The organism is Amphibacillus indicireducens (assembly GCF_039539605.1).
GTDB classification, from domain to species: Bacteria; Bacillota; Bacilli; order Bacillales; family Amphibacillaceae; genus Amphibacillus; species Amphibacillus indicireducens.
The window spans coordinates 1-15,023 of sequence record NZ_BAABDL010000054.1 but is presented as its reverse complement, the minus strand read 5'-3'; the positions used below and the strand labels follow the sequence as shown (position 1 = coordinate 15,023).

Sequence of the window (15,023 nt, the reverse complement as noted above, 5' to 3'; positions counted from 1 at the left end):
ATTTGACAAAAAAAATAAGCCATATCAAGGCTTCTTAATGTTTTTTGTAATTCAAAGTGTCAAACTCCCGATAATGTTAGTCTGATCAATTAAAAGGAAACACTGAAGTTTTAGTAGTGAGGTGAAGAAATGTTGTCTCGAAAGAAACAACTTGCAGTCTGGTTAATTTGGCTTGCCATTTGGCCAACTGTTATGATATTGCTTTTTAATTATGAGTTTGTTAATGCATCGTTTCGACTGTCTGATCTGCTCGTATTTATCATTTTAACGTCAATGGTTGCTTATTTACCAATTACAATTAATAAAACACCTATATTCTTAATAAATAGTGTCAGTTTGGCAACTTTTCTTATCTTCGGCTTATTTGGAGAAATTATCATTACACAATTAGCGGTTATGTCGGTTATTGTTCGATTAAAAATCACGAGAACTGAGCACTACCGAATTCCCTTAAACTTATTGTTGTTTTTAGGTGTCTCGATTGTAAGTGCGTTTGTTTATTATAGTCTGGCACCATTTACATCAAAACAATTCGTAATTCTAGATCAGAATATCTTACAACTATTTGCTTACGTATTCACCTCCTTTGTGGCAAATCAAGTCATGCTTTATTATGTAAAACGTTACTATTACAAGATCAAGGCCCCGTTGTTAAATGAAGGTTTTTATTTTTCATTACTCAGTATTAGTTATACATTGCCAACAGGTATCTTAATTGTTTATCTACATCAGATATTTGGCCCAGCTGGGGTGTTAATGATGAGTGTACAAATTGTGGCGATTTCAATAGCGATCAAGCTCTATTATAAAAGTAAAAAAACAACTGAAAATTTACAGAACGTCAATCAAATTGCACAAAAGTTAACAGGACATTTATCGAGAGAAGGTGTTGTTGATACGTATCTCAATATGCTTCCAGAGCGGTTTGCGATTGAAACGATGATGCTATACGATATTGTTGATCAAGATAAGCTTCAATTGATTCACTTTTATAAGAACGGTAAAATAATGCAGACATCGCAAGAATTGATCGAAATGAAAGAGCTAACGATTGTAGAGAGAGTTTTTAAAAGAGAAAAATTACTCTATTATGATAAGGCGAAGCAGTGGAAGCATTATCTGTTACCTGAGTTGCAGAATCAAGGTGAGAGCTTAGTGGCGATGCCGATCAAACGAAACCAACAAATAACGGCAATTCTGATTATTGTTGATAATAAGCGTTATACCTTTGATGAAAGTTTATTATCGACGTTTACTGTGTTAAATTCATATTTTGGGATTGCTTTAGAAAACTCCAAATACTACGAAAATATGAGAGCAGACAGCCAAACTGACCATTTAACGAATTTACCAAATCTAAGATCCTTTGAAAATTTTATTAGAGATTATCAGGAGAAGTTAGAAACTTCGATCAATTTAACGTTAAATTGTTCGTTACTTATGATTGATATTGATCATTTCAAGTATGTGAATGATCAGTATGGACACGAAAGCGGGAATGAGGTTCTAATCCAGATAGCTGACTTGATGCATTTGTTTTTTGACGATATGGGTGAGGTGTTCAGGTATGGTGGAGAAGAATTTTTAGTCTTCCTACCGAATTATTCTCATGAGAGCAGTGTTAATGTTGCGGAATCGTTCCGAAAGCTTGTGGAACAGAATGAATTTACTAGTCATAACTATATGGTAGAAAATCATCCGACAATTTCGCTCGACTTAACTGTTAGTATTGGTGTGGCAAGTTATCCAAAAGAAACGGAAGACATTAATGCGTTAATTCGATTAGCTGACCGTGCAATGTATCTTGGTGCTAAACGAAGTGGTAGAAATAAAGTAGGCGTCTATCAACAATAGCTGTTTGCGTTTGATTGTGCGTTCATTTGTAATTATATAGTATAAATTTAAACGATTATCCGTTACAATTGAGTTAGCGATTGAACGTCAAAGGGGATGAAATAAATGTTTTCTTCTATTGAAGCATTGGATCATTTTTTTGAAGCAAGAGAAAAGGTTGGGATTAAACCGGGTTTAGGGCGGATGGAACGCCTGTTAAGTAGTGTTGACCAACCCCATTTGAAAAAACCTGTCATTCACGTTGCGGGAACAAATGGAAAGGGATCAACTGTTACTTATTTGGCGTCAGTTTTAAAAGAAGCAAACTATCAAGTTGGCACATTCACATCACCGAGCTTGACGAATAGACAAGCAATGATTCAATTAAATGGTGAGTCAATTTCTGATCAAGCATTTTTAAATTACGCCAATCAGCTTAAGCCAATATTGGATTCATTAGACGAAGCGAACAATCCAGCTAGTTTATTCGAGATCATCGTTGCGATTGCGTTTCTATTTTTTGCAGAGCATAGTGATATTGCCGTGATTGAAACAGGCATGGGTGGGCTAGAGGATGCGACAAACCTCGTCGATCCAGTTGTGTCGATTATCACGTCGATTGGCTATGACCATACAGCTTTTCTAGGGGAAACGATTGAAGAAATTGCGCGTCATAAAGCGGGAATTATTAAACCGAACCGACCGATTGTTGTTGGAAAAATTGTTGACCAAGCAAGAGAAGTAATTGAAAATGAAGCCCAAACAAAAGGTGCAAAACTCTATCAGTTAGGTGAGAATTTTGATGTCATTTGGGTTGAAAATCGCCCCTACTTTAAAGATGAGCATGAAACGATTCCGTTACGCTTGCGATTACTTGGCGAGCATCAATTTTTTAATACGGCTTTAGCAATTAAAACGCTTGCTATTTTAGATGAACGGATTTCGAATGAGCAAATCAAGTTAGGGATTAAACAAGCTCACTTACCAGCTCGATTTGAGCAAATATCTGACCATCCCATCATCGTTATCGATGGTGCTCATAATACGGAAAGTATCGATGCTTTTATCGATACGGTAAATAAATCATATCAAAACGTAGAAAAACGGCTCATTTTTGCAGCCTTTAGAGATAAACCAATTGAGCGGATGATTGCTCATCTCGAACCACACTTTGAAGAAATTATTATGACAACATTTGATCATGAGCGCGCGGAGTCAGCGGCTCATTTATTTGAAGTGTCAAATCATCAAAATAAACAAGTGATAGAAGATTGGCAAGAACTACTTGACCAAATTCGCTCGGAAAAAACAACGAAAAAAGTGACTTTTGTCGTTGGTTCACTCGACTTTGTTGGCAAAGTTAGGGAATATTTTAAGTAATTAGCCTTGATTCTTAACAGAAAAACGATTATACTAACAATTAAGAAAACAACATCATAGAAAATTACATCAATATAACTTACAAGAAGTTACCGAAAAAGTTTATCGCAGTGCAACTGTCAGTAAGACGCCCACGGATTGAGTTTTGCTTTATGACATCAATCGAACAGATGCAAATAAATTGCTTATTTAGGTAGCTTTTTGTTTTTTAAAAAAGGATTTGATTATATGACTCGATTTAAACAGATGAACAATCAAGACGGCTTAACCTTAGTAGAATTATTAGGGTCTATTGTGATTCTCTCAATTATTGTTGTATCGTTTCTAGGTTTTTTCATTCAATCGGCTCGAACGACGAAGGTTTCAGGAGAAATTATTGATGCTTCTTATATTGCACAGCAACAGGCTGAGGAGATTTATAATTATTCAACCGATCAGAATATTGACCAACTCATTTCACAATTACAATCAGAAGGGTACAGTTATCATAAGTCAGGGGATACGGAGGAATTTTCCATCGCTATAGATCGTTATCGAGTTGATCTTGACCTTTCCCCAGCTAAAGATAGTGTTGGTAATCGAATTGAAGATTTACACACGCTTTTAATTAAAGTATTTGATTCGAATAATAATCAAGCTGCCCAAGTCGAGACTAAATTCTTCTTTGAGGGGAGCGATGATGATGAAGGATAATCAACGTGGGATTACATTAGTTGAATTGCTTGGAGTATTGGCGATTCTATCCGTGATTATTCTCTTAGTCGGATCCGCACATCTTTTCGGACAAAAACAATTAATCTATCAAACAGATGAACTCCATAAACAAGGTGATGTTAGATTGGTCATTAGCCAACTGACGACCGATTTCCGCTCAGTGACGGCAACAGATTACAGTGTAGATACTGATACAGGTACATATCAGGTTGGTACACACACTTACTCATATAATGAACCAATCATTTATCGTGACGGAAAAAAAATGAGTGATAACATTGCTGGATTCACGTTAACGCCGATAGAAGATGACGAAGAATTAGTTGGCATTAATATTAAGATAGACAGTAAAGACAGTGATCAAGCAGGTCAGACAACAATTGAAACAGCGATTTATTTTAGAAGGTAGAGGTGAATGGATATGTTAAATAAGTTGAATGTGAAGCGGTATATTAATGACGAAACGGGTGTTAGTTTACTTATTGCTGTCATGACTCTACTTGTCTTGTCAATTATCGGTGTCACTCTCGCAACAGTCACCTTCGCAAACGTTAAATTAACGACGACTGACCGTGAATATCAATCCGCTTATTATATTGCTGAAGCCGGTGTGAATGAGACATATGCGCAAATAAAGGAACACATTCTAGATAGTTATGCTGATACAAGTAATGAAGCGACTTTTTATTCGAGGATTGAACCTGCTTTACTAGAGGATATTAGTGAGTCAACCTTAACCAACTTTGAACGGAGTCTTGGTGAACAACCAGAAGCACATATCTCTATTTCAAAAATTGACGACGGAAACCCAAGAACATATCAAATTAGTTCAAAAGGAAAAATCGGCCAACGAGAAAGAACGGTCACGAAGGAATTTGTGGTGAATTGGGTAGCTAAAGGTGGAGGAATACCGACTATTCCAGAAGGCATGGCGGCAATGGTGAGATCAAAAATTAATTTCAGCACTGAGATTTTTGGAGATGTCTATATAGCCTCTGGCGAAAGTGAATCAGTTGAAATAAATTGGACGGGAAAAATTATAGATGGAAACCTATATGCTCCTGAGGATCGAAAAGCGGATATGATTAAAACCCCATCAACAGATTATCCGCATCGACCAACGCCTCAAACTTTTAATGAAGCAATAGACTTTTCTGTATTTGAAGATTTAGTAAACAATATACCTGATCCACCTGTGGGTTTACCGCTACAAAGTAACATTTACGTATCGGGTGGCATTAATGTGACAAAAGAAATACTAACAGATAGTTATATTAATGAAATAAAAGTAACAAGTGATAGAACTTTAACGATAGATACTAAAGGAAAGACTATTGATCTAGTAGTAGATAAGTTTTTAATTGAACAAGGTCATATTAAAATAGTTGGTGGAGGCATGTTAAATATATATGTGACGAATCGGTTGAGTTTTGGCAGTGGAAGCTCGTCAATAAATAAAGATGGAGAAACTAATAATATTAATTTATATTACAGTGGGCTTGATTCAATTAGTGTTGGCGGAGCAATAAGAATTAACGCATCTTTCTTTAATAAACAAGCGAATTTAACTCTAACAGGTGGACATGGATTTACGGGATATGTTATATCTAAATCTGGAAATATTACAGTTACTGGAGGTGGCGTTACTTCTGGTGTAATTATTGCTCCATACTCAAACATGAATATACAAGGTGGAACAACTCACAACGGCTCAATTATTGCTGATAAATTAAGCTCATTTGGTGGTGGGAAAATAAAATTTGAAAGTACAGCAATACCTGTTATCCCAGGAGGGAACGAAGGCGGAAATGATTCAGGTGGGGAGTTAATTACACCAAAACCAAACACAGAATAATCGATTTTAAAGGGGGTTAAATAAATGGCAACTCGAACGAAACGAAAACTCGGTGATATTTTAAAAGAAGCACAATTAATCACAGAAGCTGAGATTTTAGAGGCTTTAGGAAAAAAGAAGGATCGGCAAAAACTCGGTGATGCATTAGTTGAACAGGGTTATATTACTGAAAAACAATTAATTGAAGTTTTAGAGATTCAATTAGGTATTTCAACCGTTTCTTTATATCGTTTTCCAATTGATGAGCAGTTAATTGAATTGATTCCTAAAGAGGTTGCTCGAACGAATGTCTTAATTCCAATCGAGTTAAAAGACCATGTGTTAACTGTAGCGATGAATGATCCGCTTGATTATTTTGCGATTGATGATTTGGAATTATTGACGAGCTATCAAGTGAAAACTGTGATGGCAACTAAAGAAGATATTTTGCAGGCGATTAATAAGTATTATGACAAGGGGAAATTAGATCAAGAAGATGAAGAGAATGCGCCAGCGATTCAAATCTTGGATCAAATACTCCAAACAGGTGTGACATTAAGAGCGAGCGATGTTCACTTAGATGCGAATGAGACGAGTGTGAATGTCCGTTATCGTGTTGATGGTACACTTCAAAGTGATCGGACCTTGCCAAAGCGGATTCAAAATGCTCTTGTTGCTCGAATAAAGATTTTAGCGAATTTAAATATAACTGAGACACGTTTACCTCAAGATGGACGCATTCGGATGATGATTGATTCGAAGCCAATTGATTTACGTGTATCAACATTACCGACGGTTTTTGGGGAGAAAGTTGTTATTCGGATTCTCGACTTAACGAATATTTTTAAAAAACTAACGGAATTAGATTTTAATCAAAAAACACTTGAACAGTTCTCCGAAATTATTAAGAGTCCTTCTGGTCTAATTTTATTAACAGGGCCAACGGGTTCAGGTAAAACGACGACACTGTACGGCTCAATCAATGAACTGAATCAGGAAGATGTCAATATCATTACGGTTGAAGATCCAGTTGAATATCAACTTGAGGGTATTAATCAAGTGCAAGTAAATTCAAATGTCGGACTGACGTTTGCAGCAGGATTGCGATCAATCCTGCGACAAGACCCGAATATTATTATGGTCGGTGAAATTCGTGATAAAGAAACAGCTGAAATTGCAATTCGCTCGTCACTTACTGGTCACTTAGTCTTTAGTACACTGCACACGAATAGCGCAATTGATGCATTGCCACGTTTGTTTGATATGGGGATTGAGCCATATCTTGTCGTGTCTTCGTTAACAGGTGTAATGGCACAGCGTTTAGTGAGAAAGATTTGCAAGGATTGTAAAACAACGCGAGCAATTACTGCGCTAGAAGCAGAAATATTTGAAAAACGAGGTATTCCAATCACAGAATTGTCAGAAGGGACAGGCTGTAATAGCTGTCGTGGTACAGGTTACCGTGGACGAATGGCAATTCATGAATTACTAATGATTGATGATGCGATCAAGAGAATGATGCTTGAACAAGTAAGCATGAATGATATTAAAACGTATGTCCGTGAACAAGGAATGAACTTTTTGATTGATGATGGACTTGAAAAAGCGAAGCAAGGTTGGACAACTTTAGAAGAGGTTATGCGTGTAGCCACTGCAGAGTAGGAGGATTATTAGTTGAATAGACTAACGAAAATTTTAACAACAGCTTTTGAAAAAGATGCATCAGATATTCACATAACGGTTGGTTCTGTACCAATATTTAGAATTGATGGTCATTTAATTGCTCATAAAGATACTGTCATTAAGCCAGAAGATTCGCAGAAAATGGCGCGGTCAATTTTAACTGATGAGCTGTGGGAACGACTTCAAGTAGAGCGAGAAGTTGATTTATCTCACGGCATTCCAGGTGTTTCGCGTTTCAGGGTCAACATCTTTTTTCAACGAAATAATTTGTCACTAGCATTTCGGGTGATTCCAAGGAATATTCCACAGATAGATGATTTACGTTTACCGGAGATTTTAAAAGAAATTACTAAAAAACCTCATGGACTTGTTTTAGTGACAGGGCCGACAGGTAGTGGAAAGAGTACGACACTTGCTTCGATGATTGATTATATGAACCGTCATTCAAGTCGCCACATCATCACGCTTGAGGATCCGATTGAGTATTTACATAAACATAATCAATCGATTATTGATCAGCGTGAGATTGGCTTTGATACAACATCATTCCAATTAGGACTACGTGCTTGTTTAAGGCAAGATCCAGATGTGATTTTAGTCGGTGAGATGCGAGATTTAGAGACAATTTCGACAGCAATCACGGCAGCGGAAACTGGGCATCTCGTTTTAGGGACGCTACATACACAAGATGCTTCATCAACAATGGATCGGATTATTGATGTCTTTCCAGCCCATCAAAAAGATCAGATTCGAATTTTACTTGCGAATGTTCTGGAAGCAATTATTTCTCAACGGTTATTCCCATTAGCTCAAAAAAATGGGCGAATCGCAAGTACTGAAATTTTAATTAATAATTCTGCGATAAAAAATTTAATTCGTAATGAGAAGATGCACCAAATTCCAAATACGCTCCAAACATCGAAAGACCAGGGCATGCACACGATGGAGATGGATATTCGTGAAAAAGTTGCTCAAGGTTTAATCAGCCAAAAACATGCAGAGCCTTATTTAATTAATCGATACTAAGAATTGAGGTGAAATATTGTGGCGTTATTTGCTTATCAAGCGCGGACGCTTGATGGAAAACTGACAAAAGGTCGACTAAAAAGTAGTAGTGAACAAGAAGCTTTATCTGAGTTAGAACAATTGGATCTGCTTGTTTATCAAATAAAAAAATTGAATCCTGTATTATACGGTGAAATTTACATCGGAAATCCAGTCAAAAACAAAGATTTTGTAATTTTTCTAAGACAGTTTTCAACATTAATCGATGCGGGGATTTCTTTGGTTGATTCAATGGATATTTTAGCTGAACAATCAAACAGTAAACCACTTAAAACCGCATTATTAGAAACAAAAGATGATTTAAGAGAAGGAATCGCACTATCGGATGCGTTAGCTAAACATAGTAAACTATTTCCTGAACTATTAGTCAGTATGGTTAATGCTGGTGAAGTAAGTGGACGTCTCGATGAAATATTAGATCGGATGGCGAATTATTACGAAAAGCAATACCAATTAAAGAAGAAAATTGAAACCGCACTGACATATCCGATCGTGATCAGCATTTTTGCCTTATTAATTTCAATGATCTTGTTGACGTTTATTGTTCCGGTCTTTACAGATATGTTTATTTCATTCGATCAGGAGATTCCAGCATATACAGCGTTTGTTTTAGGCATTAGTGGCTTCTTTCAAAAATTTTGGTGGATCATTATTTTAGCGATTGTTTTAGTTGTAGTCGTAATTAGCGTATTGAACAAACAAGAGAAGTTTGCCTATGTGTTTGATCACATTAAATTTAAATTGCCACTGTTTGGTTCGTTTATTCAAAAAGCTGTTCTCGCAAGAATGACGCAAACATTGAGCTCGCTCTTGAACAGCTCGGTGCCTATCATTCAATCGACAGAAATTACTGAACGTGTCATACCAAATCGGGTCATAAAAAAAGTACTACGAGAAAGTAAAACAGCACTTGAAGAAGGTGATTCACTAGCAAAACCGATGCAAGAACATTGGGTGTTCCCGAAATTAATTACCCAAATGATAGCGGTAGGAGAGGCTACAGGAGCACTCGATGAAATGTTGATGAAAGTATCGCAATTTTATGAACAAGAGCTCGATGAAGCATCGGAAAAGTTGAAATCACTAATTGAACCTGTGATGATTGTCTTTCTATCAATCATTGTTGGAGCAATTGTATTGGCGGTCGTAATCCCAATGTTCTCACTATTTGAAACATTTTAAAAGAATTCTTAAAGAAAATCAATTTTTTACAAGAAAATGCTAGACAAATAGAAGGAATATAGTATAATAGTAGTAGTTAAATCAGAAACGATGACGATTCATCTTATTTTTGGGCACTTTGATGGATTTGAGTTAGTAGTGCAACCGGCTGGCATCATAAAGGTTTATTTATGTTGTGAGTCTATTTTTGTATATTAAGCCTTTGCTTGATGCACCACAAATACCAACCAAAGATCAAGGAGGAACAAAGTTATGATTAAGAAGATGATTAAAGGGGAAAAAGGTTTTACGTTAGTTGAATTACTAGCAGTTATCGTTATTTTAGGTATTGTTGTCGCAATTGCGATTCCAGCGATTGGTAGTGTGATTGATAATGCACGTGGTGATGCAGAGGATGCCAAAATCACAATGATTGTTGATGCAGCAAGATTATACGAGGTGCAAGAAGGGGCATTACCTGAGGCTGGAGTAAGTGTTGGAACTCTTATCAGTGAAGGTTATTTAGATGAAAGACAAGGTAAATTCTCCGATGCGGATAAAGCTAAAGTAGTAAAAAGAGTAGGTGTTACCACAGATTCACCGGGTGAATTAGAATTCGACCCAGATTAATAATAATCATCTGAAAATTTAATTCAAGTACAATTTAGTTTTATTCATAAAAATCGAGACTCCTCCCCGTGAGGGGTCTCTAGTTATATAAGGAGCTTGTTATGGAAATCGCTTATTATAGTTTGTTTTTCATCTTAGGAACAATCTTCGGCTCTTTTTTCAATGTTGTTGGGTTAAGAGTGCCGAAAGGTAAAAGCTTCACAACCGATCGCTCATATTGTCCGAATTGTCAAAAACAACTGACTTGGTACGAGCTGATTCCGATTCTTTCATACTTATTTCAAGCCGGAAAATGCCGTGGTTGTGGCAAAACAATCGGAAAACTTTATCCAACGCTCGAATTGCTTACCGGTCTGTTTTTTGCACTTAGTTATTGGCGATTTGATTTGACAATGGAATTAGTGCTTTCACTAATCGTTGTTTCATTAGCGATTATCATCATCGTAACCGACTATACATACACACTGATTCCTAACAAAATACTACTGTTTTTCTTGCCAATCTTGATTATTGCTAGAATCGTCACCCCATTAAATCCATGGTGGTCACCGATCGTAGGTAGCATGACTGGTTTTGGTCTCTTATTACTGATTATTATCGTTAGTAAAGGTGGCATGGGCGCAGGTGATATGAAATACTTTGCTGTCTTGGGCATCGTGTTTGGCTTTCCGAATATTTTGCTCGTTTTTTTCTTATCAACATTGTATGGTGCAGTGATCAACATTGGTTTGTTAGCTTTAAAAAAGGTAACCCGTAAATCAAAAGTGCCATTTGGACCATATATTAGCTTTGCTGCACTGACTGTACTATTCTTTGGTGAACAAATTATTAATTGGTATTTATCATTAATTTAGTTAGAAATCTATCGAAACTAGAGGATGAATGAGATGCAATTATTTAAAAAAGAACATGTTTTCATCTTACTCACTGAACGAACAATCCGTTATTTAACGTGGTCTGGTCGTAATCTGAATCAGAATGTAGACTACGGCGAGGTGATTTTAGACTCGTTAATCATTGAAGATGGTCGAATCGTTAATTTAGATTTATTAAAATCGATGCTAAATAATTTGGTCGAACAGAAAAAGTGGAAGCGACGTAATCTCTCGTTTATCGTGCCAGATAACTTTGTCACGATGCGTCAAGAATCAATCCCGAAACAATTGACGGATGAAGAAGTTAATTCATATATTAAGCTTCATATGGAAGGGAGCATTCGCTTACCATTTAAAGATCCATACCTCGACTATCATTTACTTGAAGAAGGCGAGGAAACGAAGCAAATTTTATTGTTTGCTTATCCATCTGAGCGCTTAAAACCGTTTGACCAATTGTTTGACGACATCAACTTACAGCCAAATGTCGCTGATATTTCATACTTGAGTCTTTATCGTGTTTATCGAAAGGCTGATTTAGCGACGAAGGATGAACATTTATTAATGATCCAGTGGAATAAATACCATTTGACGATGACTGTTTTCCATCAAGATGTGCCAATGTTTTCACGTCACGTTCATTTTTCTCAAGCACCACAAGGCTGGCAGAAAAATGATCAGAGCAAGCAACTCGAATGGCAGTCAAATTTATTGACACTCCCTGATTTTGTTGAAGAGCAATTGCTCCCGATCGAACGCTTTATCGATTTTTACCGCTATTCGATCATGAATGACGATGGGCAAATTAACCAAGTGCTTTTAACAGGTGATTTCCCGAACCAAATGATGATCGAACAACAATTAAATGAGCGTTTTGATTTACCGATAAAAAAACTCACCCTACCAAACGATATGCCAACCGAATTAGGTGTACTTTACGGGTTAGGATTAAGGGGGGAGCGCTTTGACTAGTCACAACAACCGCTCGCCGATTGTGAGGTTGATCCGATGATTGAAATTAATTTTTTTGAACGTAAAAAGAAAGACTATAGCCCGTTAATTTTAGTCGCGATTTTTATTGTCGGTTTATTCGTTATTGGCGGCTACGTCATACTCGTGAATGGTAATTTACAAACTCAACATGAAGAAAATTTAACAAAAATTAGTCAGCAGCAAACAATTGTAACTGAATTGAGAGAAATACAAACATTTTCCAATCAAGTGCGAGATATAGCAGCTGATCTTGAGTTATTACAAGATAATCAATATCCAACACCACAAATCTATCAAACGATTGAACAGTTATTACCAGAATCAGATGCACTTTATTTACTTGATTATACTTTTTCAATCAATGAAGGCATTCGATTATCGGTTCAGCTCGTCGGTTTAGATCAAGTGATCGAGATTCAGCGTTCATTATTCAACTTATCCTATGTTACACATGTTGAGCTTGAGACAGTTGATTTGGTTAACGAAGAAGAGCTACATTATGTCGTTAATCTGATAGCAGAAATTGATCGTGACCAGTTAAGTGAGGTGATCCAGAATGATTAAATGGAACCGAACATACACATTATTATCGATTCTGGTTGTCTTATTTCTAATCTTTATTTGGTATTACAGTCAACTCTATTTATTAGAACCTGCTAGAGAATCGATCCGTGAGTCAGAATCAACTCTCGCCGATCAACAGGTGCTGATTGATTTAGCTGATTCAGGCGCACTATCAAGAGAAGCGATTCAAGCAGAGGCAGACTCAATTCAGGTTCACTTACCAGCAGAAAAAAATGTCGATCAAATTATCACTGACTTACGAGACATTGAAAGTGACACAGGTGTTGTGCTCCAGTTAATTAGTTTAGCGAACGACGCGTTAAATACAGAAGAAGCTTACTACCCAAATGAGATTGGAAACATTCGGTATCAAATTAACTTTACTGCTGAAACGTTTGACGAGTTTGAACTGTTTATTAGTGAACTGAATAGTCAAGTACGTTCAGTAGAGATTGATCACTTATCGATTCAACAAACATCGACAGATGGTGTAACGGGTTCTCTTGCAATCCGATACTTTTATCATGATCGTGTCAACTTTAATTAAATTATCACTGTTTTTCACGAAAAATTTACGGCTCTTGTTGTCAAGAGTCGTCTTTTTTTTCGCTTCTTTCATGCTAGAGTAGAAAAAGATCAAGCAGATAGGGGTGGAAGTGGTGGATTCAAAATATCAATTAACGTACAAGCGATCAGGTGATCAAGACAAAGAAAAAGTAGCAGCCTATCAAGAAGCGGCTGCAAGTGTGACTAAGCTGGAACCTTATCAATATGGTAAAAGTTCATCAAAGCACAATCGAGAACGGAAACGCTGGTGGACGAAATTGATTTTAACGATAGGTTCGGCAGTTTTACTCGGTACAGCTTTCGGGGTCTTACTGTTATTCATTTTTGGTCAAGAGCAAGAGGTTCCAGCACTACAAGATTCAACAGGCTTACCGAGTCGAGAACAAGTCAACTTAACTGAAACAGATGGGCAAGAAGTATCTACGATTGAGTTAGGTGCTTTATCTGGTTATGTTATTCAAGTTGGTGCATTTCAAGATCAGCAACAAGCTAAGCTAGCTCAGGAACAGTTTTTAGCTGACAATTATCAGACGGTTATTTGGCAAACGGAAACGGATTTTCGGGTCTTTTTAGCGGCTTATCCATCAATCGAAACGGCTAAACAAGTGAGTGAGCAATTTATCGAAGCGGGTTACGATGTCTACGCGCGTGATTGGCAGTCGACTGCTGCTGAAATTGAAGGGATAGATCATGATTGGGTCACAGAGTTTCAAAGTTTGTGGCAACAATCATTAACCGGCTACTCGGAATTAATTGAACAAGGTTGGCAGACTTGGTTAAATGTTGATCAGACAGAATTAAGAGAGCCACTACAAGCATTTAGGGAAAAGGTTGCGTCAATATTAACTGACTTTAATGAGCAAACACGCCCATATGATTTGCTTGTTTTATGGCACGATTATCAGCAATTAGCCAAATAGGAAGCAGACTAAAAAAATTAAAATTGTGAACGATAGTTAAACCGGTACAATAAACGGTCTGTTTTGCATCTTTAAGCTCGATCTATTTGTTTTTCGTGGAATATAGGCTGTAATTTCGACTAAATCGCTCACTTGTTGGATTTATTAAAACAGCTACAATAGAGGTGATATCATTAGAAAGGAGGTTTCACATGCCCAAACTTCATGTAAAAATGAAGGATATTCCTAAACAGGATCGTCCGCGTGAGCGGTTAATTGAGTTTGGTGCTTCAGCATTATCAAACCAAGAATTACTCGCAATTCTAATTGGCAGTGGCACGAGAAAGGAAAGTGTTCAAGAATTAGCTAGCCGTGTCTATTCCCACTTTGAAGGGGTGGAATTGTTACGCGAAGCCACATTGGAAGAATTAACGACGATAAAAGGAATTGGGATGGTCAAGGCAGTCAGTATTTTAGCAGCAATTGAGCTTGGCAATCGGGTCAATCGATTTAAAATGCCTGATCGCTTCGTCGTTCGCTCACCGAAAGATGGTGCTGATTTTGTTATGGAAGAGCTTAGATTACAGAAGCAGGAGCATTTCGTCGTTTTGTTTTTGAATACGAAAAACCATATCGTTCACAGGCAAACGATATTTATTGGCTCATTAAATGCCAGCATTGTTCATCCGCGCGAGGTGTTCCGCGAAGCTGTTAAACGCTCTGCTGCTTCAATTATTTGTGTGCACAATCACCGTGCGACACGTTCGTAACTGAAAAGGTTACGCACGCTGTCCGAACGTCAATTTTGACAAGTAAGAGAGTCGT

At 37.1% G+C, this 15,023-nt stretch carries 15 protein-coding genes and 1 riboswitch; all 15 genes read left to right on the top strand.

Annotated features, from left to right (window positions below; translation table 11 throughout):
* The first annotated feature begins 129 nt into the window (after positions 1 to 129).
* The 15 genes from ABD814_RS05515 (at position 130) to radC (ending at position 14,968) form a co-directional block, all read left to right on the top strand.
* The gene (locus ABD814_RS05515) at positions 130 to 1,854 is read left to right on the top strand and encodes a sensor domain-containing diguanylate cyclase (RefSeq protein ID WP_344911154.1); all 1,725 of its coding nucleotides are present in this window, start codon (positions 130 to 132) and stop codon (positions 1,852 to 1,854) included.
* Positions 1,855 to 1,959: 105 nt separating this feature from the next.
* Positions 1,960 to 3,213: a bifunctional folylpolyglutamate synthase/dihydrofolate synthase gene (locus ABD814_RS05510; protein WP_344911153.1), complete on the top strand. Its 1,254-nt coding sequence runs from the start codon at positions 1,960 to 1,962 to the stop codon at positions 3,211 to 3,213.
* 228 nt (positions 3,214 to 3,441) lie between these two features.
* The gene (locus ABD814_RS05505) at positions 3,442 to 3,906 is read left to right on the top strand and encodes a type IV pilus modification PilV family protein (protein WP_344911151.1); all 465 of its coding nucleotides are present in this window, start codon (positions 3,442 to 3,444) and stop codon (positions 3,904 to 3,906) included.
* The gene (locus ABD814_RS05500) at positions 3,896 to 4,336 is read left to right on the top strand and encodes a PilW family protein (RefSeq protein ID WP_344911150.1); all 441 of its coding nucleotides are present in this window, start codon (positions 3,896 to 3,898) and stop codon (positions 4,334 to 4,336) included. The genes ABD814_RS05505 and ABD814_RS05500 overlap by 11 nt, the downstream gene beginning before the upstream one ends.
* Positions 4,337 to 4,342: 6 nt before the next feature.
* On the top strand, positions 4,343 to 5,782 hold the full coding sequence (locus ABD814_RS05495; RefSeq protein WP_344911148.1) for a pilus assembly PilX N-terminal domain-containing protein: 1,440 nt from the start codon (positions 4,343 to 4,345) through the stop codon (positions 5,780 to 5,782).
* A 24-nt stretch (positions 5,783 to 5,806) separates the two neighbouring features.
* The gene (locus ABD814_RS05490) at positions 5,807 to 7,423 is read left to right on the top strand and encodes a GspE/PulE family protein (RefSeq protein ID WP_344911146.1); all 1,617 of its coding nucleotides are present in this window, start codon (positions 5,807 to 5,809) and stop codon (positions 7,421 to 7,423) included.
* A gap of 12 nt (positions 7,424 to 7,435) precedes the next feature.
* Positions 7,436 to 8,470 (top strand): type IV pilus twitching motility protein PilT, encoded by a 1,035-nt coding sequence (locus ABD814_RS05485; protein ID WP_344911144.1) that lies wholly within the window; start codon positions 7,436 to 7,438, stop codon positions 8,468 to 8,470.
* 18 nt (positions 8,471 to 8,488) lie between these two features.
* Positions 8,489 to 9,691, top strand: coding sequence for a type II secretion system F family protein (locus ABD814_RS05480; RefSeq protein WP_344911143.1), 1,203 nt, complete (start codon positions 8,489 to 8,491; stop codon positions 9,689 to 9,691).
* Between the two features lie 74 nt (positions 9,692 to 9,765).
* A riboswitch (cyclic di-GMP riboswitch) is annotated at positions 9,766 to 9,850 on the top strand.
* A gap of 93 nt (positions 9,851 to 9,943) precedes the next feature.
* On the top strand, positions 9,944 to 10,300 hold the full coding sequence (locus ABD814_RS05475) for a competence type IV pilus major pilin ComGC (RefSeq protein WP_344911142.1): 357 nt from the start codon (positions 9,944 to 9,946) through the stop codon (positions 10,298 to 10,300).
* A 101-nt stretch (positions 10,301 to 10,401) separates the two neighbouring features.
* Positions 10,402 to 11,154: a prepilin peptidase gene (locus ABD814_RS05470; RefSeq protein WP_344911140.1), complete on the top strand. Its 753-nt coding sequence runs from the start codon at positions 10,402 to 10,404 to the stop codon at positions 11,152 to 11,154.
* 33 nt (positions 11,155 to 11,187) lie between these two features.
* Complete coding sequence (pilM, locus tag ABD814_RS05465) at positions 11,188 to 12,147, top strand: type IV pilus biogenesis protein PilM (RefSeq protein WP_344911139.1); 960 nt, start codon at positions 11,188 to 11,190, stop codon at positions 12,145 to 12,147.
* 36 nt (positions 12,148 to 12,183) lie between these two features.
* Positions 12,184 to 12,732, top strand: a complete 549-nt coding sequence (locus ABD814_RS05460; protein WP_344911137.1) for a hypothetical protein — start codon at positions 12,184 to 12,186, stop codon at positions 12,730 to 12,732.
* Complete coding sequence (locus ABD814_RS05455; RefSeq protein WP_344911136.1) at positions 12,725 to 13,279, top strand: hypothetical protein; 555 nt, start codon at positions 12,725 to 12,727, stop codon at positions 13,277 to 13,279. The genes ABD814_RS05460 and ABD814_RS05455 overlap by 8 nt, the downstream gene beginning before the upstream one ends.
* 112 nt (positions 13,280 to 13,391) lie before the next feature.
* The gene (locus ABD814_RS05450) at positions 13,392 to 14,219 is read left to right on the top strand and encodes an SPOR domain-containing protein (RefSeq protein ID WP_344911135.1); all 828 of its coding nucleotides are present in this window, start codon (positions 13,392 to 13,394) and stop codon (positions 14,217 to 14,219) included.
* 191 nt (positions 14,220 to 14,410) lie between these two features.
* A complete protein-coding gene (radC, locus tag ABD814_RS05445; RefSeq protein WP_344911133.1) occupies positions 14,411 to 14,968 on the top strand; it encodes a RadC family protein in 558 nt (185 codons plus the stop codon).
* Positions 14,969 to 15,023 lie beyond the last annotated feature (55 nt).